The sequence below is a fragment of the Collinsella sp. CLA-ER-H3 genome, from assembly GCF_040092425.1.
GTDB lineage: Bacteria > Actinomycetota > Coriobacteriia > Coriobacteriales > Coriobacteriaceae > Collinsella.
Map to the genome: position 1 here is coordinate 184,730 of NZ_JBBNLP010000002.1, position 19,910 is coordinate 204,639.

General features: G+C 59.6%; 16 protein-coding genes and 1 other RNA gene. 4 read left to right on the top strand and 13 right to left on the bottom strand.

From position 1 onward, the window contains the following. Positions 1-424 precede the first annotated feature (424 nt). Positions 425-1,150 (top strand): methyltransferase domain-containing protein, encoded by a 726-nt coding sequence (locus AAAX32_RS02405; protein WP_349099942.1) that lies wholly within the window; start codon positions 425-427, stop codon positions 1,148-1,150. 182 nt (positions 1,151-1,332) lie between these two features. After that, complete coding sequence (locus AAAX32_RS02410; protein WP_349099881.1) at positions 1,333-1,632, top strand: YhbY family RNA-binding protein; 300 nt, start codon at positions 1,333-1,335, stop codon at positions 1,630-1,632. Positions 1,633-1,701: 69 nt separating this feature from the next. On the opposite strand, the gene AAAX32_RS02415 is transcribed toward AAAX32_RS02410, so the two are convergent. The 8 genes from AAAX32_RS02415 to ssrA all read right to left on the bottom strand — a co-directional run bounded on the left by AAAX32_RS02415 (position 1,702) and on the right by ssrA (position 11,179). Beyond that, complete coding sequence (locus AAAX32_RS02415; protein ID WP_349099882.1) at positions 1,702-4,701, bottom strand: BTAD domain-containing putative transcriptional regulator; 3,000 nt, start codon at positions 4,699-4,701, stop codon at positions 1,702-1,704. Positions 4,702-5,145: 444 nt separating this feature from the next. Then, entirely contained in the window at positions 5,146-5,874 is a 729-nt protein-coding gene (gene nagB / locus AAAX32_RS02420; RefSeq protein ID WP_349099883.1) for a glucosamine-6-phosphate deaminase, read from the bottom strand. Positions 5,875-6,146: 272 nt separating this feature from the next. Further along, on the bottom strand, positions 6,147-6,614 hold the full coding sequence (locus tag AAAX32_RS02425) for a PTS glucose transporter subunit IIA (protein WP_320676340.1): 468 nt from the start codon (positions 6,612-6,614) through the stop codon (positions 6,147-6,149). 101 nt (positions 6,615-6,715) lie between these two features. Next, entirely contained in the window at positions 6,716-8,053 is a 1,338-nt protein-coding gene (gene glmM, locus AAAX32_RS02430) for a phosphoglucosamine mutase (protein ID WP_117805965.1), read from the bottom strand. Between the two features lie 122 nt (positions 8,054-8,175). After that, the gene (gene rpsI / locus AAAX32_RS02435; protein ID WP_022094634.1) at positions 8,176-8,571 is read right to left on the bottom strand and encodes a 30S ribosomal protein S9; all 396 of its coding nucleotides are present in this window, start codon (positions 8,569-8,571) and stop codon (positions 8,176-8,178) included. A gap of 2 nt (positions 8,572-8,573) precedes the next feature. Then, on the bottom strand, positions 8,574-9,017 hold the full coding sequence (rplM, locus tag AAAX32_RS02440; protein WP_022094635.1) for a 50S ribosomal protein L13: 444 nt from the start codon (positions 9,015-9,017) through the stop codon (positions 8,574-8,576). Between the two features lie 157 nt (positions 9,018-9,174). After that, the gene (locus tag AAAX32_RS02445; RefSeq protein WP_118094438.1) at positions 9,175-10,053 is read right to left on the bottom strand and encodes a patatin family protein; all 879 of its coding nucleotides are present in this window, start codon (positions 10,051-10,053) and stop codon (positions 9,175-9,177) included. Between the two features lie 762 nt (positions 10,054-10,815). Continuing rightward, positions 10,816-11,179: a transfer-messenger RNA gene (gene ssrA, locus AAAX32_RS02450) on the bottom strand. 239 nt (positions 11,180-11,418) lie between these two features. Here ssrA and AAAX32_RS02455 point away from each other — a divergent pair. After that, on the top strand, positions 11,419-11,853 hold the full coding sequence (locus AAAX32_RS02455; protein ID WP_117817140.1) for a hypothetical protein: 435 nt from the start codon (positions 11,419-11,421) through the stop codon (positions 11,851-11,853). A gap of 58 nt (positions 11,854-11,911) precedes the next feature. Here AAAX32_RS02455 and AAAX32_RS02460 read toward each other — a convergent pair whose 3' ends face one another. From AAAX32_RS02460 to AAAX32_RS02480, 5 genes are all read right to left on the bottom strand, one after another. Then, the gene (locus AAAX32_RS02460) at positions 11,912-12,400 is read right to left on the bottom strand and encodes a PIN domain-containing protein (RefSeq protein ID WP_349099884.1); all 489 of its coding nucleotides are present in this window, start codon (positions 12,398-12,400) and stop codon (positions 11,912-11,914) included. Between the two features lie 74 nt (positions 12,401-12,474). Beyond that, positions 12,475-14,490, bottom strand: a complete 2,016-nt coding sequence (locus tag AAAX32_RS02465) for a heavy metal translocating P-type ATPase (protein ID WP_349099885.1) — start codon at positions 14,488-14,490, stop codon at positions 12,475-12,477. A gap of 78 nt (positions 14,491-14,568) precedes the next feature. Then, entirely contained in the window at positions 14,569-14,814 is a 246-nt protein-coding gene (locus AAAX32_RS02470; protein ID WP_035136895.1) for a DUF6110 family protein, read from the bottom strand. A 195-nt stretch (positions 14,815-15,009) separates the two neighbouring features. Further along, complete coding sequence (locus tag AAAX32_RS02475; protein ID WP_349099886.1) at positions 15,010-16,767, bottom strand: ABC transporter ATP-binding protein; 1,758 nt, start codon at positions 16,765-16,767, stop codon at positions 15,010-15,012. Further along, entirely contained in the window at positions 16,768-18,594 is a 1,827-nt protein-coding gene (locus tag AAAX32_RS02480) for an ABC transporter ATP-binding protein (RefSeq protein ID WP_349099887.1), read from the bottom strand. Positions 18,595-18,714: 120 nt separating this feature from the next. On the opposite strand from AAAX32_RS02480, the gene AAAX32_RS02485 reads away from it, so the two are divergent. Further along, positions 18,715-19,713: a helix-turn-helix transcriptional regulator gene (locus AAAX32_RS02485; protein ID WP_349099888.1), complete on the top strand. Its 999-nt coding sequence runs from the start codon at positions 18,715-18,717 to the stop codon at positions 19,711-19,713. Positions 19,714-19,910 lie beyond the last annotated feature (197 nt).

The following is a 19,910-nucleotide window of genomic DNA, read 5'->3' on the forward strand; positions in this document are numbered from 1 at the left end:
CGGACAGTCCTGACTCGCACGGAGAGCACATTAAGTGCTCTCCGGCTCGTGCGGAACTCGCGATCGACCTTATATATTTGCCCTCCCCCGGGGCTCCCGCACAACGGGACCTCGGTTGGGTTCTATCCCTTTGGCAGTCGCTTCGCTTCTGCCCTACTTTGCTGGTACGGCGGTTTGGCGTTGGATCGGTTCTTTCTGATATATGCTTGTTGCGGCTCTTCTTTTGGGAGGAGTCGCTTTTTTGTTGCTAGGAGGTTGGCCCGTGGTTGATGGGGATGCTCGCTCTGAGCTTCTTGCTGCTGATTGGAATGGCGAATGGATGCGTCTGCAAGCTAATCGGCGGCGGGCTGATGACTCTTTTGAGTGGGACAAAAGGGCTCGGCATTTTCGGCCGCTTGAGACTGCTCCGTATGCTCGGGACTTTATGAAACTGTTGGCGTTAAAGCCTGGTGAATCCGTGCTGGATATGGGATGTGGGGCTGGGTCGATTGCTATTCCGCTTGCGCAAGACGGGCATCCTGTGATTGCTGCTGACTTTTCCCCTGCCATGTTGGGCACGCTTGATGCTGGCATTGATTACTATGGACTCGAGAATCGCATTACACCGCTTGAGCTTGCTTGGGATGATGACTGGGATTTGGTTGGACCGGTCGCGAAAGCGGTAGATGTTGCCTTTGCCAGTCGCTCTGTCACCACGACCAACCTAAAAGGCGCGCTTACCAAGCTTGATCGAACGGCTCGTCGGCGTTGTGCCGTCACGATGGTCGCCAACTCCAGCCCGCGCTATGACCTGCACCTAATGAACGCCATCGGTGCCTCGGTTACCTGTAGCAATGGTTTTTTGTACGCCTTTAATATCCTCATTCAGATGGGTGCCCTGCCGCAGGTTACGTACTTTGAATCGCCTCGTCGCGATACCTTCGATAGCCTTGAGGCGGGCGTGGCGGACTTCTCCCGCATGCTCGAGCACGGTAACGAGGACAAGATCGACCGTCTGCGTGACTACGTCGCTCAACATATGATTGAGAACCCCCATGCCGGCGAGCCGGGGTCCAAAGGGGTGCCGCAGGGGCGCTACATGCTCGACCACGTCCGCAAGGTCCGTTGGGCGTTTATTGCATGGGAGCCGGTCTCTTCGAGCCGTCCATAGACCGCTTTCAGCCGCCGTACACGTCCGCCTGTAACCCGCGCTGTTCTCCCGCTCGGCATCCGCATTCTTTTTGAACTGGGCAAACACGCCCCACACCGCGCCGTTCCTGCGCTATCGTGGGACAGCTCACGTAGATTAAGGCCCCATCGCGGGGCGCCCCATAACATAGAAAGCGAGAACCCATGGCACTGACAGGAGCCCAGGTCAAGCAGCTTCGCAGCATGGCCCATCACCTCAACCCCGCCATCATCATCGGCAAGTCCGACATCAACGACGGCACCGTCGAGCAGACGGTCGCCTACCTGGAGAAGCACGAGCTCGTTAAGTGCTCCGTACTCGATGGCTCCAGCCTTTCTGCCCGCGAGGCCGCCGAAGAGCTCGCCGATCGCTGCCATGCCGAGGTCGTCCAGGTCATCGGCCGCAAGTTCTCGCTGTATCGCGAGTCCTCGCGCAAGGACATCGAGAAGATTAAGCTCGTCTAAGAGTTAACGATCCGGCGAGCCAACATACATCAAGCTTGCGAGCGTCCGAGCAATCCGGACGCTCATTTTTTATCGCTCGACGAGCACGCGGTTGAGCCTGCCCTCCACCAAGCGCTCGTACAGACGCCGCGTCTCGGGCTCGGGCACGCCATTGACCTGCTCCCTCAGGTGATGCATATGCCCACTGTACAGCTCGATGATATCGCGTCGTCGCCCCGCCGCACCGTAGACGCGCATAGCGCAACGCACCATGTCCTCGCGCGCCGTCTCTTGCCGCAGCCCCGACTCCACCAGCCATACCGCCGACTGCAGGTCGTTTTCTTCTAGGGCGGCATTCGCGCCCCGAATCATGCAGTCGATATACTTTGATTCCATAATGCGCCGCATACGCAAAAAGTAGGTGGGATTACAGCCATTGGGAACATACAACGGGCCGGCGTAGAGTTGCTCGATCTTAAGGCACAGCTCGACCAGATGGGGTCCGCGCGCACCTGTGCGATTTCCCAAAACTTCGCGGCTTATCTGATCAAATAACCGCACGTCAGTCTTGACGTAATCGCCGTTAAGCCCAATGCACTCGTTTTGGATCAGCACACACGACTTGCCGTCCGGTGTCGGCCCCAAGGCCGAACGCAGGCGCGATATCGTCGAGTACAGATTGTTACGAGCGCTATTGAACTCGGCATGGGGCCACAGCTCCATAGCCAGCGTCTCGCGGTCGACCAGTGTATCCATGCCCAGCGCAAGTCGCTCGGCAAGCGTCGCCGCTTTCTTGCGGCGCCACATCTTATCCGTGATGGGAAACCCGTCGCGCTCGGCGCGAAACGCCCCAAACATGCGGATCTCGATATGGCCAATCACATCGACACCCTCGGCATCGCCGGCCTGGAACAGACGCTCGCCTTCGCCCTCAAAGTCGTCACGCAGCGAATACCGCGACAGCTCGCGCACCGGGAGCTTCTTTCGAATTCTAGCAGCCGGCTCACCCAGACAATGCATCGCAAGACGCGCAAACAGCCGATACGACGGATCCAAAATCCCCGGGCGGTTCATGGACATCCAGGCTGCAAGGTCGCTATCGCGGCCCGCGGAGGCCAAATGCAGCGCCACCATCCAAGCCTCGGCACCACCGACCTGCGTCCGACTCAAATCGAGCAGCTCTGCCTCTTCGCGCACCGATACCATCGATGTATTGCGTAAGTACGCCGCGCGCTCTAGCAGCAGCGCGTTGTCGCGTATGTATCCAATCGATTCCTCGGCAAGCCTAAGCACCTGCACCGCACGGAATTTGGCATTGACCGGACGCCCCTCAGCCAACGACTGCCAGCCTTCCAGTATCAAGCCAAACAACTGGACTTGATTGTCACGCACACGCACGGCAAAACGGTCGAGCTCATTGAATGCCTGCTCGTCGGTCACCGGCATGCCGGCAAACAGGCGCCGCGCCGATAACACCATGCGCACCCAGATGGCGAGCGCTCGGATTCCACGCGCTTCGAGTGCCTCGAGCGTCAGAGCCATCTCGTCATCACGCTCGTCAGTCCCCGCATACGACCCATCAAATAGCTCCGTCAACATGCGGTCCGCGCGCACAAACGTCCCCGCGATATCGAGCTCACAATCGTAGGCTTTATCCGTTTTGAGCCCCGCGAGGATCTCGCCACCCTTCGCCCGCTCGGTCAGTCCATGCTTTATCTCGACATGTGCGGACAGCATGTCGAGTGCGGCACAAGACGCCTCGCTTTCCAACGCCGTATGGCTTGCCGGAAGCCCCAGACCACTATCTCCATAACAGGCGGCCGTAAACGCGTGCGCCACCTTCCACGACACGGGATTGAGCTCGGAAATCGCTTGTTCGCCCGCACGCTCGATAATTGAGGCCATATACCGCGCAAGCTTTGTATTGGAGACGCTCACCGCCGCCAGATAGATGCCGAGCGCCTCGTCAGGCGTCGGCTCCGAGGCCCGGTCATCTGCCTCGGTCTTTCCCAGCGCCGCGCGGCAGACATCCCCTCCATGCCCCGTCAGGGCCAGATCGACTCCATACTGCCCGGCAAGCTCCAACACCGCACTGCGGTCCAAAAACGCGTCGGCGAGGTCCATCGCGGTATCGCAGCGCCCCGCTTTAATCAATATACGCGCCGCCCGCACAACGAGTTCGGGGCGAATTTCGGCGACCAGCTTGCGCAATCGCAGGCGTGCGTTGTCCTCGGTACCCAAGCAGGTAAAGCGCCGGTCTGCCGGATCAACGCCAAAAATGGGATAATCGCGGACAAGATAGGACTGGTCAATCGCCGAAAGCCTAACACCGCAAGCCTCGAGCTCCGAAATATTGCCCTCACCCATTAAGACCATCAAGCATGCCACACTAAACAGGGCGTTGTTCTCGAGCGACGCCAGATCAACAAGTGCCGCACCGTAGATATTGACGATCTCGTTTTCGAGCATCTGGGCAACGTCTCCCTGCCCGTATAGTCCCGACTGCATAGCCGAGACGAGCTCGGGCACGCCCTGCGTAAGCTGATAGAAGTCGAGCGACGTGCTGATCGAAAACGCCGATGCCCACGCCGAATACTCATAGGCATGCACCTTGAGCATCTGCGCGTTGACTTTAATCGAATCGCCCAGTCCGTGAATCAGCTGGCGATTCGAAGGACGGCAGCTCATAAAGACCCCAACCCCCATAGCACGCAGGGTTCGGATTCGGTCGATCAGCTCCTCGGTCTCGCTCTGGCTGAGGTTAGGCACGTTATCGATTGCAATCAGGGAGTGCGGCTTGTCCTTAAGCTCTTCGGTAACGACCTCGAGCTGCATAAACACCTCGCGCCCAATGGCGCGGTCTGCCTCGATGATCCGCACGGGACCTCGCGTCGGATCGCTTTTAACCTCTTGGGTATACTGCAGCAGCACCGAGGTTTTCCCAAAGCCATCAGGCGCGTAGAGGACTACGATGCCGGCCTTTCGGCCCTTGGCGATAAGTTCGTTCATCAAGCGATCGCGCCGCACCATATAGCTACTGCCCAGCGGCATAAGCTCAAGGTCGTCCGTATTGCCCAAATCGTTAACCATGCCCGCTCCTCAACTCGACCACATGGACACCGTAACGCTAGACCATATGTATCGCTAGATGAATAGAGCGATGCTACGGTTTAGGATGTTTGCTGGTACGCAAATGGCAAGTTTTTGTTCAGCGTGGTCCGATTGAAACTTATCCCCCAACCAATCAGTCTTTGCGCAGGTCAATGCGCTTGCCAGCTTGTCCCATCCTTTGGCAGTTTACCTTAAATGAGCGCTGTTCAATTGTGTTGCGCAACTCACCTAGCGCCAGCTACCGTCTGCGACCTTTTCATAGCATTTATGCATAGTATCTGCTATAGAATGAATCATGCTGCACCAGACGCACCCGTCAAGTTCGCGGCAAGGTTTTCGTCAAGCACACGGCGTGCACTCAGAAAAAAGGCCCCCGCAAAGCGGAGGCCTTCGGCAAAGCTATGTCGAGGTGATAGGCTTTCGCTACTCGCAGAGCGAAAGGGCGGCCTCGTCGGCAACGACAACGCAGTTGGTGTGCAGCTGCAGGATCGAGGCAGGGCACTCGGGGGTAACCGGACCAAAGCACATGTCATGCACGGCTTGGGCCTTGGCCTCGCCATTGGCGACAACCAGGATCATGCGGGCATACATGATGGTCTGAGTGCCCATGGTGTAGGCCTGACGAGGCACGTCGTCGATGCTGTCGAACAGGCGGCTGTTGGCCTGAATAGTGCTCTCGGTAAGGTCGACACAGTGCGTACCCTTGGAGAAGTGATTATCGGGCTCGTTGAAGCCAATGTGACCGTTGTTACCGATGCCGAGCAGCTGCAGATCAGGGTAACCGGCAGCAGCGACGATCTTGTCATACTCAGAGCAGGCAGCGGCAGCGTCGGGATTGGAGCCATCGGGCACATGCGTGTTGTTCAGGTCGATGTTAATGTGATCGAAGAAGTTCTCACGCATAAAGTAGTGGTAGCTCTGGGGATCGTCGTGCGAAAGGCCACGATACTCGTCGAGGTTGTAGGTGCTGACCTCGGCAAAGTCGACGTCACCCTTCTTGTACCAAGCGGCGAGCTGCTTGTAGGCGCCAATCGGAGTGGAGCCGGTGGCAAGACCCAGCACGCAATCGGGCTTGAGAATAACCTGGGCCGAGATGATATTGGCGGCCTTGCGGCTCATATCCTCGTAGTCTTTAGCTTTAATGATCTTCATTACGCGTCCTTTCTCGTACAAGAGAGGCAAGGCTCCCCTTACAAGCACTTGCCCGCGGCCCGCGTCGGCCGCAACCAACGTGTGCGGCCACCAGGGCGAGGTCGCGTAATGTATGCGTCTCGTGTCTACCCGCGTCGAGGCCCCTGCCCGTCCACGGTGACCCAAAGCTGTTTAGCTTCGGACAAATCCCATCTTGCCACGGAGGGCGCCCTGTTTCAAGGGCGCCCTCCGTAAACGTGTTTGAATTGTAGGCTAAAGGCAAAGCGGAGCGACTAGCGCTCACGCGCGACGATGAGCTGGTCCATCTCCTCGACATGCTCGCCAACGGAGCCTTTGATGCTCGAGAACTCAACGGAGTTGCACACCAAGATGGGAACCGTCACATCGTAACCCTCGGCAGCAATTGCCTCGCGATCGAACTCGATGAGCACATCGCCCTTATGGACGATGTCACCCACTTGCGCATGTACAGTAAAGTGCTTGCCCTCGAGCTGAACAGTGTCCAAACCAACGTGGATGAGCACGTCCAAGCCATCGACCGTGTTGAGCGCGACGGCGTGACCCGTGGGAAAAATGGCCTCGACCTTGGCGTCTGCCGGCGCAATCACACGCGTACCCGTAGGCTGAATGGCAACGCCCTGGCCCAAAAGGCCGGTGGCAAACGTCTGATCGTTTACCTCGGAGAGCGGAATGACGTCGCCCGAGATGGGAGCATCCAGCGTAAGGACTCGACCACGCATACCAAAAGACCTTAGGACTTTAGTGAACATGCTCCCCCTCGGACATACCAATCAATCAAAATTGCTTTAACAGTTTACCACTTGGCACCCGTTTTTGACCATTAGGGAAGTTCACGCTTGACAACCTCGACGATGTCGTCGACAACGCGCTGGGTGAGCTCGTGCGTCTCCGCCTCGGCCATAACGCGAACCAGCGGCTCGGTACCGCTCGGGCGCACCAAGATGCGGCCGCGGCCGTTGAGCTCCTTCTCGGCGGCAGCGACGGCGTCCCAAATGGGCTGGCAATCGTCCAGGCCGGCCTTGTTGTCCGAATGCACGTTGACGAGTACCTGCGGGTACTTCTTCATGATGCCGGCAAGGTCGGTGAGGGTGCGGCCGGTGCGCTTGAGCACGGCCAGCAGCTGCAGGGCCGTCACCAGCCCGTCACCGGTGGTGTTGTGCTCCAGGAAGATGATGTGGCCGGACTGCTCGCCACCGATGACGGCGCCATCCGCGAGCATGCGCTCAAGAACATAGCGGTCGCCCACGGCGGTCTGGACCATCTCGAAGCCCTGCTCCTTCATTGCGATGGAGAAGCCCAGGTTGCACATAACGGTCGAGACGATCTCGGAATTGGCGAGCTTGCCGCGAGCGGCCAGGTCGGAGCCGCAGATGGCAAGAATGTAGTCGCCATCGATCTCGTTGCCCTCGCTGTCCACGAACAGCACGCGATCGGCGTCGCCGTCGTGGGCCAGGCCGATGTCGGCGTGGGTTCGCAGCACGAGCTCGCGCAGGGGCTCAAGGTGCGTAGAGCCGCACTCAACGTTAATGTCGGTGCCGCAGTAATCGGTGTTGATGGCATGGACCGTGGCGCCCAGGCGCTGCAGCGCGGCGGGCGTGGTCTGGCAGGAAGCACCGTGGCCGCAGTCGACGGCAACAACCAGGCCATCGAGTTTAAGGCCGTCGAGCGTGCTGATGGCATGATCGACATAGGCCTTGCGGGCGTCTTTCATCTTGATGATATGACCCACACCGGCGCCGGTCGGCAGCGTGTCGGCAGCCATGGCCTCCTCGGACATGACCCAGGCGCTGATCTCTTCCTCGACAGCATCGGGAAGCTTCATGCCCTTGCGGCTAAAGAACTTGATGCCGTTGAACTCCGGCGGATTGTGCGAAGCGGAGATGACGATGCCGCCGTCGAGCTCGTTTTGGACGGTGAGCAGCGCCACGGCCGGCGTAGGGATAACGCCGCAGCAATGCGGACGGCCGCCCTCTGCCATAATGCCAGCGGTCAGAGCACTCTCGAGCATGGTACCCGAAAGACGCGTGTCGCGGCCGATGCAGATGTCCGGGCCAAGGAACTTGGTCGCCGCGCGGCCCAGGCGAAACGCGAGGTCGCACGAGAGGTCGGCGTTGGCGACGCCACGGACGCCATCGGTACCGAAGATGTTCTGGGGCATAGGATCGCTCCTTCCCAAGTGGGCAAAACGAAGCCGCCCACCCTAGTCGAAAAGAAAAGCGGGACCCACCGAGCAGTCGGTAGGCCCCGCTTGTACACTGTATCTCGTAAGGAGATAAAACCTTAGCGCTTGGAGAACTGGGGAGCGCGGCGGGCCTTCTTGAGGCCGTACTTCTTGCGCTCGACCACGCGAGCATCGCGCGTAAGGAAACCGGCCTTCTTGAGGTCAGCACGGTAATCGCCAGCGTTCAGAAGAGCACGAGCGATGCCCAGGCGCAGAGCGCCGGACTGACCGGAGATGCCGCCGCCATCGCACAGAGCGATAACGTCGAACTGACCGGCGGTGTCGGTCACCTTGAAGGGAGCAAGGGCGTTCTCAACGAGCTGATGACGGCCGAAATACTGCTCGGCGTCACGCTTGTTGATGGTCACCTTGCCGGTGCCGGGGACGAGACGGACGCGGGCGACGGCGTTCTTACGACGGCCGGTACCCTGGTAGACAACGGTGTTCTCAGCCATCTTTAAGCCTCCAGCTCAATCTTCGTGGGGTTCTGGGCAGCGTGCGGATGCTCGGCACCAGCGTAGACCTTAAGCTTGGTCATCTGGGCACGGCCGAGGGTGGTCTTGGGCAGCATGCCGCGAACGGCGCGCTCGATGACCTTCTCCGGGTGCTTCTCCATAGCCTGGCGGAAGCTCTCAGCCTTGAGGCCGCCGTTGTAGCCGCTGTGGCGATAATAGGTCTTCGTGTCGGCCTTGTTGCCGGTAAGCTGGACCTTATCGGCGTTGATGACGACAACGAAGTCGCCGCAGTCGCTGTTGGGCGTGAACTGGGGCTTGTTCTTACCGCGCAGGATCATTGCGATCTGGGTGGCAAGACGGCCCAGGACAGCACCATCGGCGTCGACGAGAACCCAGTTGCGCTGGACCTCGCCCTGCTTGGCGTAGTGAGTCGATTTCGAAATCACTTAGACTCCTCCATGTACAGTACGTGTTGTTACAGAGATTCACGGGGCTCTGCAAGTAACCCGTCCATATTACCCCGCTCGCCGCCCGAGTCAACAGGTATTTTGGCTCCGACCAGAGTTTCTGCACATGTCATCCATGGGTCATGACGTCGCGACACTAGCGCTCGACAAATGCCTCGATATCACTCAGTAGGCGCTTTGCCTCCTGGCGGCCCTGAATATACAGGTCGAGGAGCTTTGCCGGATCATGCTCAACGTGACCGACCTCGACCGGCTTTTGTGGAGCAACGACCAGCGCGCGGCCCTCGCGCTCATACTTCCACAGATGCATGCGCTGGATGTTATAGCGGTCGTGGCGCGTCTCGATAGCCTCAAGCAGGTAGGGGTAGTCGGCATAGCGAGCGCGTGCGGCGGGCATAAACTCGTAGGGCTTTTTCTCGTACGAGCGATCCTGCGTGACAATGACGACTGCACGGTCGAAGCCGGCCTCCTCCAGCACGTGCTCGATGGGGACCGAATCGGCTACGCCGCCGTCGACGTATTTGTGCCCATCGATCTCGACCGGCGGCGTCACCAGCGGCAGCGACGTCGAGGCGCGCACGGCATCGAGGTCGAGCACGGCGCTTTTGACCGGCAGGTATGCAGCGGTTCCAAAGAGCATGTCCGTCGCGACGGCGTACATCTTGGTGGGGCTCGCGTCGAACGCTTCGTTGTCAAAGGGATCCAGGCGGTCCTGGACATCGTTGAAGATAAAATCGTAACCCACGATGGAGCCCGTGGACGCAAACGATGCGGCGCCCATGAAGCGGTTGTCATTGCAGAAAGCCAGGTTGATGCGGTTGGCACGGCCGATCTGATGCGACTTGTAGTTCACGCCGTTGAGAGCGCCGGCCGATACGCCATATACCGCCGGAATCTCGACGCCGGCCTCCATGAGAACGTCGAGTACGCCTGCGGTAAATTGCCCGCGGAAGCTGCCGCCCTCCAAAACGAGCGCGACCTTGCCGGCGTTCTTTGCCTTATCTTCTGCAGTCATATTGACCTCCTGCGATTGCGTTTTGGCTTTCTTCTACCCAGTTTTGGAATGGAGGGCGCATAGGTTTTGGAGTTGAGAATATGGAGCGGAAAGCGTGTTCCAGTTTGAGGCGGGATTCCGGGATGAACTTTCCGCTTGGACCGCCGTTGGGAAAGCGTGTCCCGTTCTGAGCGCGGATTCCGGGATGGATTTTCCGCCTGGGCCGCCGTTAGGAAAGCGCGTCCCACCCTACGTTGCCGTAGCGTTTGCTTAACGCCCGCGCCCTGCACAGAGTTCGATTCTCCGCGGGTTTGGGGTTCCGTTGATGCGGCGCATGGCCGGCTGAGATTCGATAACATCGCATCCATATTGGGCTGATAGTTTGCGCGGAGAATCCGCGTATTTGCTTCGCAAATCCGCGCCGGCTTCGGCCGGCTGCCGCCGCCCTCGCCCGCGGGCTACAAACGCTTCGCGTTTGCTTAACGCCCGCGCCCTGCATAGAGTTCGATTCTCCGCGGTACGGGGATTTGCTGATGCGAGGCAGGTCCAGCTGAAATTCGGTAAACATCGCATCCGTTTTGAGTCGAAAGTTTGCGCGGAGAATCCGCGTATTTGCTTCGCAAATCCGCACCGGCTTCGGTCGGCTGCCGCCGCCCTCGCCCGCTCGCTACAAACGCTTCGCGTTTGCTTAACGCTCGCGCCCTGCATAGAGTTCGATTCTCCGCGGTATCTGTAAGTAATAAAAAAGCAGGTAGAGACACTTCTCTACCTGCCTATAACTATTGGTGGAGGCGCGGAGAATCGAACTCCGGTCCACGAAAGCCCCCTGATTGGCATCTCCAAGCTCAGTCGCTGGTTTTGTCTCGGACGCTTTGCGCTCAGCGACACGCTCGCGGCGTCCTAACCGGTTCGGTCTTAGCCTGCGCCATACCGATTACGTGCGCAGGAGCATTCCCCTAAAATGACGTCGCGCCGGTGTCGGGGAAATCACCGGGTTGACGCGCCGCTATAAACTAAGCAACGAGAGCCATAGGCTCAAAAGAAGAGTTGTTGTCAATTCAATTTGACGGTACCCCTGTTTAACGAGGCGAGGAGACCTCGGCTTGCTTCCTCTCTCAGAGCTATCGTGTCGAAACCAGTCGCCCCCGAATGTCGGGAAAGTCTGGATGGCATTGGGCACGCAAGCACCCAACACCCGTCGACTTTTCAAGGAGCATGCAGGGCGAGCCCCGCTTGTGGAGTGTTATCTTACCACGTTCTGAAAGCGGACAGCTGTTCTATGCACGAGCTGTGAAGACCCCAATGTGCGCCGCACTTCGCACTTTTGCCACCGATCGCGTAACGTATATTTTCGCCAAGCAAAATTGACCCGTCGAAAGGACCGTTATGGATACCAAGCAGCAACTCGTCAATGCCCTCGCAGGCCTGGGCTCAACCATTACCGAAGCTATGGATGTCATCGAAGGCTTTGTCCCCTGCGGACATCCCGCCCTCACGGTTTCGAACGCACTCGTCGCGCTGGACGCTAACGATGATGTGGCTCTCGCCCAGCAGCTTGAGACCGTCGAGGGCTTTATCGACCACGTGAGTGAGAACCGCGGCGTGGCCGCCTACCACGGCATCGAGGTCGAACTCGCGGGTCCCAAAGCCGATCTGCTCGCAGCAATCCGCGAGGTAGGCGCCCTTATGCAGACCGCAGGCGTCAAGAACACCCAGGTCAACGAGTGGGTCTACCGCAGTCTGGCAGCACTCGACAGCTCCGACGAAAAGGCAGCCGAGCAGCTCGCAGAAAGTCCCGCCATTAAGGCCGAGCTTTTGTAAATAGAAGGCGCGGGTCCCTTGGCGCATCGTCGTCCAAGAGGCCCACAAACAGTTCGCGTCAACCGATAGCCGCGCCGCCGCGTTCGGCCAAAGCCAGAATCGGCATCATTTGGCGCGGGGTCTTTGCTGCAAGATCGGCATGTTCGAGCAGCTCGCGATCGTTGGTCACCAAGTAATCGACCTGCGCGCGCTTGCACGCGGCGAGCACCAAGTTGTCCTCGTAATCGCGATGGAGCGCTAAGTATTTGTCGGCCAGCCAAAGGTCCGACGCATCTGCACCCACGGCCGTGGCGTTTTCGGTCATGTTCCGAACAAACGCCAACGCCGCATCGCCAATTGCACGGGCAGATGCCTCGTCGAGCGCTTCCCCACTGGCAAGAACGCTACGCTTCAGCTCGTGTTGAACAACGTACAGCACGTCCTTGGCGATATGCACCGGAAAGAACAGCAATGCCCCCGCCTCCGCCGCCTGCCCAATAAACGCACGCGCGGCAAGCGACTCAGCATGGTCGACGCAAAACGAATCAACCCATACGTTGGCATCCAAACGCAAAAGGCCTGCGCCCGGACGACACCGATGCCGTCTGGGCGCAGGCCAGATAACGTGGGCGAACACGTCTGCTAACGCAGATATGCCTTGGCGTTGCCCAGGCTGTAGGCGATCGTTGAGCCGTTGTGCAGCAGTGACGACGTCTGCGGAGTGATCATGCCGGTAATACCCAATGCCAACAGCGCCGAGTTGGTGAGCATCACCTTGGAATACGAACTCGTCAGACGGTCGATGAGACCCTGACTCATGCGGCGCAGGCGCACGATCGCGGCCAGATCCGTATCGGTCAGGATGATATCGGCGACTTCCTTGGCGATGTCGCTTCCGCCACCCATGGCCAGGCCCACGTCGGCCAAACCGAGCGCCGGCGAATCGTTGACGCCGTCGCCCACCATGGCAACGTGGCGCCCCTCGCACTTAATCTGCTCCACATAGGCGTACTTGTCCTCGGGCAGCAGTTCGGCCTTAAACTCGTCGACACCCGCCTCGCGCGCAATGCGCTCGGCCGTGCGCTCCGAATCGCCCGTGAGCATAACGACATGCTTGACGCCCAGCGCATGCAGGTCGGCGATTGCCTCACGGACCCCGGGCTTGAGCGGATCTTCGATGCCGAGCACGCCCACGACCGTGCCGTCGACCGCCAGGTACAGCGGCGACAGGCCCTGCGTCTGGGACTCGATGCGCTCCTTGATGTTGGATTCGAGCTGTGCGCCCTCGTCCTCAAATACAAAATGCGCCGAACCGATGATGGCGCGACGCCCTTCGATGGACGAAGCGATGCCGTGCGCCACGATGTACTCGACGGCGGCATGGCGCTCGCGATGCTCGAGCCCACGCTCTCGGGCGGCGTTGACCACGGCGCGTGCCACCGGATGCGGAAAATGCTCCTCCAGGCAAGCGGAAAGGCGCAGGACCTCATCCTCGCTCCAGCCATCGGTGGTGAGTACGCAGGCAAGACGCGGCTGCGCCTCGGTGAGCGTGCCGGTCTTGTCAAAGACAATGGTGTCGGCCTTGGCAAACGACTCAAAGTACTTCGCGCCCTTGACCATGACGCCCATCTTGGCAGCATCGCTCATAGCGGTCATGACGGCAACGGAACCCGTGAGCTTGAGTGCGCACGAGTAGTCGACCATCAGTGCCGCCGAGGTCTTGATGAGGCTGCGGGTAGTAAGCGCAACTAGGCCCGCGAGCAGGAAGTTCCACGGGACGATCTTGTTGGCAAGGTCCTCCATATGCGACTGGCCCTCGGACTTGAGCGAGTCGGCCGTCTGCACGAGCGAGACGATTGAGCGCAGTTTGGTTTGCGCCGTATTGGCGCGCACGCGCACCAAGATGCCGCCGTCTTCCACGACGGTACCGGCGAACACGTCGTCGCCCACGCTGCGCTCGACGGCCAGCGGCTCGCCGGTCAGGGTCGCCTGGTTGACCATAGCGCTCCCCTGCTCGACAACACCGTCGATGCAGATGGACATGCCGGTGCGCACGGCGACCAGATCGCCGGGCTCAAGCTCGGTCGCGGCAACGCTTACCTCGGTGTCGCCGACAACCTTTTGCGCCTTGTCGGGCACATCGAGCAGCGAGTTGATGAGCTCGTTTTCACTCATGGCGCGGGTGTAGTCCTCGAGCAGCTCGCCCACGTTGAGTAGGAACATCGTCTGGCCCGCGGTGTCGACATCACGCTTGACGAACGAAATGCCGATGGCCGAAGCGTCGAGCACGGGAACGGTCAGGCGCGGCTGCGCGAGCTCACGGAGGGCGGCGCGCAAAAAGGTCATGTAACCGGCCACGACAAACACCGCACGCAGGGGCGTGGGCAAAAACCAGCGACGTGCGTAGTGGGCGCCGACAAGTGTGGCAAGATCCATGACGAGCTTGTGCTTGCGCGGCTCGAGTTGTATCACGTAGCCCGACTTGGCATCAGCGATAGCTTGAGCATCGAGTGCGCCCAAGGCGTCGAGCACGCTCGCGCGGCGCGGCTCATCGTATTCGAGCGCCATCTGGCCGATGCGGCCGTAGACGCGCACCTTGTGCACGCCGTCGATGTCGCCGCCAAGCTTAAGAAGTGCATCGAGATCGCTCTCTGGCACAGGACCCGCCAATTGAAGACGGGTCCTGCCGGGGATCTCGCTAATAATCGAGAATCTCATAGTTTGTGCCTGGAAGCGCTACTCAGCTGCGTTGTCCGCGGCGGCCTCGCTCTGGGTGATGTAAGCAGCCTCGGCAACCATGTCGTCGACATTAGCCTTGGCCTGCTCGACCATGTCCTGGTAGCCGTTCTTGATGCGCATACCGCACGCAATACCCTGCACGCAGGCATTCTTGACCGGAGCGCTGGTAAGCAGCTTGATGCCGGCCGTGCCAAGCAGAAAACCGCCACCAACAAGCAGGGTGTTAAACGTCGACTTCTTCATGTTGCTTCTCCCTTTTGCCGCATGGGGCGCGGCATGGTGCCTTAGCACCCGAGTTCATCAGTTAGCTCGAGCACGCTTTTGAAATACCTTAATTCTATCTAACTATCTAGGTCAGCCATGGCTAACCTTTTGAAAATTAACGATGCGGAGTAACCGATTGTCAATGTGACAAAGGGACTGTTCCTTTGCCCCTTCTTACAGCTGCCAGGCAGCCGCTTCCTTTTGCAGCGCAACCATGCGGGCGAATTCTCCACCTGCCGCCTTGAGCTGCGCCGGAGTGCCCTGCTCGGCAACCACACCATCCTTGAGTACAACGATCTTATCGGCATTTTCTACCGTGCGCATACGGTGGGCGATCACGATAACTGTCTTTCCTGCGAGCAGGCGGGAGAGCGCCTGCTGCACCACGGTCTCGTTCTCCACATCCAAACTCGCCGTCGCCTCGTCCAGCAACACAATCGGCGCATCTTTGAGCAGCGCGCGGGCGATGGAGATGCGCTGGCGCTCGCCGCCGGACAGCTTGGAGCCGTTCTCGCCGATCATGGTGTCATAGCCCTGCGGCATGCGGCTCACAAACTCGTCGCAGTTGGCGGCACGCGCGGCAGCAAGCACTTCCTCATCGGTGGCATCGCGACGACCAAGACGGATGTTTCCCATCACCGTGTCGTCAAAGAGCAGCACGTCTTGGAACACAATGGCGTAGTCGCGCAGCAGCACCTCGGGGTCCACGCTCGCAACATCCACGCCACCCACGGTGACCGTGCCTTCGGTGGCGTCCCAAAAGCGCGCGGCCAGGCGGCTCACCGTAGACTTACCGGAACCCGAAGGACCGACCAGCGCCGTAACTTCGCCTTCCTTGGCGGTAAAGCTCACATCGGTAAGAACTTTCTCGCCGGCGCGGCCGTCCTCGCCCGCACCATAGCCAAATGCCACGTGATCGAACACCACATCGTGGCCCACGGGCTCAAATTTCTCGCTGCCCCGCGCCACAGGCTCTTCCATGATGGAACGCATGCGCTTGGCAGACGACTCGGCGACAAACAGCTCCGACACGAGCATAAGGGCCTGATCAAACGGCGCGTAGATACGGCTCACCATAAGCAGGAAGGCAAACATCACCAAAAAGTCGACCTGCCCGGAGGCGACCATCGTGGCGCCCGTGACCAACGTGGTGGCTATCCCCAGGCGCAGGATGGCAAAGGCGGAGTTGACCAAAAGCCCGTTGGCGAGCTCGCCTTTGGTGGTCTCGCGCTCCTCGGCATCGATCACGGCGTTAAGCCCCTCAAGATAATGGGCCTCCTGGTTGGTGGCGCGAATCTCGCGCACGCAGTCGAGCGTCTCCTGGATCGCCTCGGTGACCTTGACCTTCTCGGCGCGCACACGGTCGAACACCGGGGTCATGGGGCCGCGTGTTAGATACAGCACGGCAAAGGCCACGGGAACGCTCCAAAACGCCGCGATCGCCAGCTGCCAGCAAAAGAGCAGCGACGCCACGAACACAATGGCGCTTGCGATGACGGCACCCCAAAGCTCTCCCAGCACGTGGCTGTAGGCGTGCTCCATAGTCTGAACGTCGCCCATGATGGTTTCGGTTAGATCGGCCAGATCACGACGGCCGAAAAACGACAACGGCAGTTTGCGCAAGCGCTCGGCAATCCCCATGCGCTGCTTGCCGCACTCCTCGTAAAAGATGCAGTAGGTGTAGTAATACTGCTGCCAGTTAGAGGCAAAGAGCAACACAAAAAAGACCAGGAGGCCGCCCACGATCGGCAGGGCATCCGGCAGGTCAGCCCCGCTGGCGAGATGCTCGACAAAGCCGGCCATAACCAGGAATAAAAAGCCCATGCCGGCCATGGTAATGAGATTAGTGAGCGTGGTCCAGAAAATGCCGCGTTTTACGCCGGCGACGCCTTTATCGGATAGGAAATACTTCTTTTGGAATGAGGCGAACATTTAGGCCTCGCCTCCCTTCGTGACGGCGGCATCCGCGGTCGCTGCAGTGATTTTCCAGCTCGCGGCCTGTTCGTATTCGGCCCACATCTTGGCGTATAGACCCTTTTGGGACAGCAGCTCGGCATGGGTGCCGGCCTCCTGCACGCTACCTTGGTTGAGCACCACGATCTTGTCGGCCCCCACCACGGTAGAAAGCCGGTGCGCGATCATAATGACCGTGCGACCCGCCGCCAGCTTGCTAAAGGCGCGCTGGATGAGCGCCTCGTTCTCGGGGTCGGCAAACGCCGTGGCCTCATCGAGCACCACGATAGGAGCGTCTTTAAGGATCGCGCGGGCGAGTGCCACGCGCTGGACCTCGCCGCCCGAAAGATATGCTCCGCCGGCGCCGAGCATGGTGTTGATGCCCTGTGGGAGCTTGGCCACAATGTCGTCGCACTGAGCTGCGGAGAGGGCCGCACGCACTTCGTCGTCAGTGGCCGTAGGCTTGGAGGCGCGCACGTTATCGGCAAGTGTTTGCCGGAACAGCTGGTTGGTCTGGAACACGAAGGCGACCTGGTCCATAAGCTCGTTCGGATCCATATCGCGAACGTCCACACCGCCTACGAGCACTCGACCCGAGGAAACATCCCAAAAACGCGGGATCAGGCTTGCACAGGTTGACTTGCCGCCTCCCGAAGGACCCACAAGCGCGAGGGTACTACCCGCGGAAACGCTAAAACTCGCATGGTTGACGGCAGGCGCCTCGGCGCCCTCGTAGGTAAAGCTCACATCCTCAAATCGCACGTCGCTGCTGGCAGGGTACTTGGGTTGAGCGGGCACGGAGAGCTGCTTGGAATCCATGACGCTTCGGATGCGAGCCAGCGAATCGGCACTCATCTGAGACGCCTCGCCCACAAACATGAGCTTGGTCATGGCCGTCGGCACCACGGCCGAAAATATCGCGTAAAACGTGAAGTTGGCCATAAAATGCGCGAAGTCCGTCTCGCCCGGCGCCAACAGCAACGCCACGGGCAATAGGAATGCCACAAGACCATTGAGCGCGGTAAGGTTGAGTACCTGCGGACCTCGACAGAACGTGCCCGAATAGTTTTGCGCCATGTCGGCGTATTCGGCGATCGCGTCGTGGAACGCCTTAAAGGAATAGACCGTCTGCTGAAACACCTTGACCACGGGAATGCCGCGTACGTATTCGGTACCGGTCTTGTTCATCTTGACCAGCGCGCCCATGTAGACCTTCATAAACTCGCCGCCCTTGCCGCCCATCATGGTAGCCATGGCGCCAAGCGAAACGACGACCGAGATAAGGCACGCCGCGCCCAAACGCCAATCGAGGGCGAAAAGCAACACGAGCAGACCTGCAACCATGGCGGTGGCGCCGGCGATATCGGGTAGCATGTGTGCGAGCAGCGTCTCGGTTGAGGCGGCACATCCGTCTACGATACGGCGCAGCTCACCGGTGGCGTGCATGTCAAAGTAGCCAAGCGGCAGCTTAAGCAGGTGTTCGCTCGCAGTCTTGCGGATATTGGACGCGCAGCGAAACGCAGACAGGTGCGTGCACATGAGTCCCACGAAATACACTACGATGCTTGCCAGGGCAAAACCCACGGCCCACCAGCCATACATCGCGATATCGGTGGCTTCGCTCCAGTTAGGCGCCACAGCGATAAGGTCTCGCGCGACAAACCAGATGCACACATACGGGCCAAAGCTCAGCAGTTGCGAGAGCGCCGAGAGCGCCATGCCCAAATACGTTAGGAATTTACGGTCGCCGGCATATGCAAGTAGCTCGCCGATACCGCCGCCTTCCCTTTTTGATCCCTTTGCCATGAGATTCCTTTCTAACGGCTTGAGAGTTAACCGTAATCAACTTATCATTGATATGTTAGCCAAGGCACACAATCGAGCCAGACGTGGATGTTTCTGCAAAGGAAGGGGACGCTTTCGAAAATGCATCGGGCCGCGACCAACATAACCGAGCTCTACGCACCGCAGTTTGAGCAGTTTGGCCTGGAGCTTTCCGGCAAGGGCGCCGTCTTTACCGGCGAGGTGGCAAACGATCGGGCGCACGGACGCGCATGGATCATGCCCCTCTCCCCCACCTGCATCGTCATAGAGCATTTCATTACCCCGACGCACGATATGTACCTGGCGGAATACACACCCGAGCCGTACGCCTGCGTGAGCGAGGTCAGCGCGCCCACGCTCATATGCATGCCCAAGGCTGGCATAACGCCTGCGAACCTTAAGCCACTGCGCGGGCCGTGGCCGAACAGCGCGGTGTGCAGCTTTATCCAAGATAGCTGCGGCGAGGAGCTAAGTCCGCTGTTTGCAGGGCAGCTTTATCACTCGCGCTCGGTGCTCTTTTTGCCTGGATTTTTTGACGAACTGGAGCACCGCTATCCCACCGAGTTCGCGGGAATCTTCGAGGCGTTTGCCGAGCCATGGCACGAGGAGGCGACGTCTGCCATCTGCCACACGCTGCGTCGGATTAACGAGGAACGCGCCCGTACCGTAGGCGGACACGTCTATATGCAAGGCATCGTGGAGACCATGGTCGCGGAGCTCGCCTGTTCGCGCGCGGCCCACAAGCAGGCGCGGCAGGCGGCAGACACACGCGTCAGCATAACCATTGCCGAAGAAGCAACGGCAATGATTGAGCGCGCGCTCGACAAAAGCAGACGTGTGGGTATCAACGAGGTGGCCGAGAGGCTCTACACAAGCCGCTCCAAACTATGCGCCACCTTTAAGGCCCAAACTGGCGAGTCCCTGGGCGCCTACATTCGCAGACGCCGTATAGAGCGAGCACAGGACCTTTTGGCCGATAGCGCGCTCACGATAGCGCAGGTGGCAGAGCGTCTAGGCTACCCTCAGCAGGCCGCCTTCGCCCAAGCCTTCAAGCAACACACCGGCACCACCCCCACCGCCTGGCGCTCCCAACATATATAAAGAATGAAGGCGCCAACGGCGCCCTCATTCACCAAATTCAATCCAGCCCACCTGACCCGAACGGCCGAGTCGTCTGATCGTGGAAGCCCCGAGTCGCCGGGGTGTTTGCTCCAAATGAGTTCCGCATGCAAAGAAGGCCACTAAATGTGGCCTTCGTCTTGCATAGGACTGTTTGAAATTTGGAGGAAATACCCCGG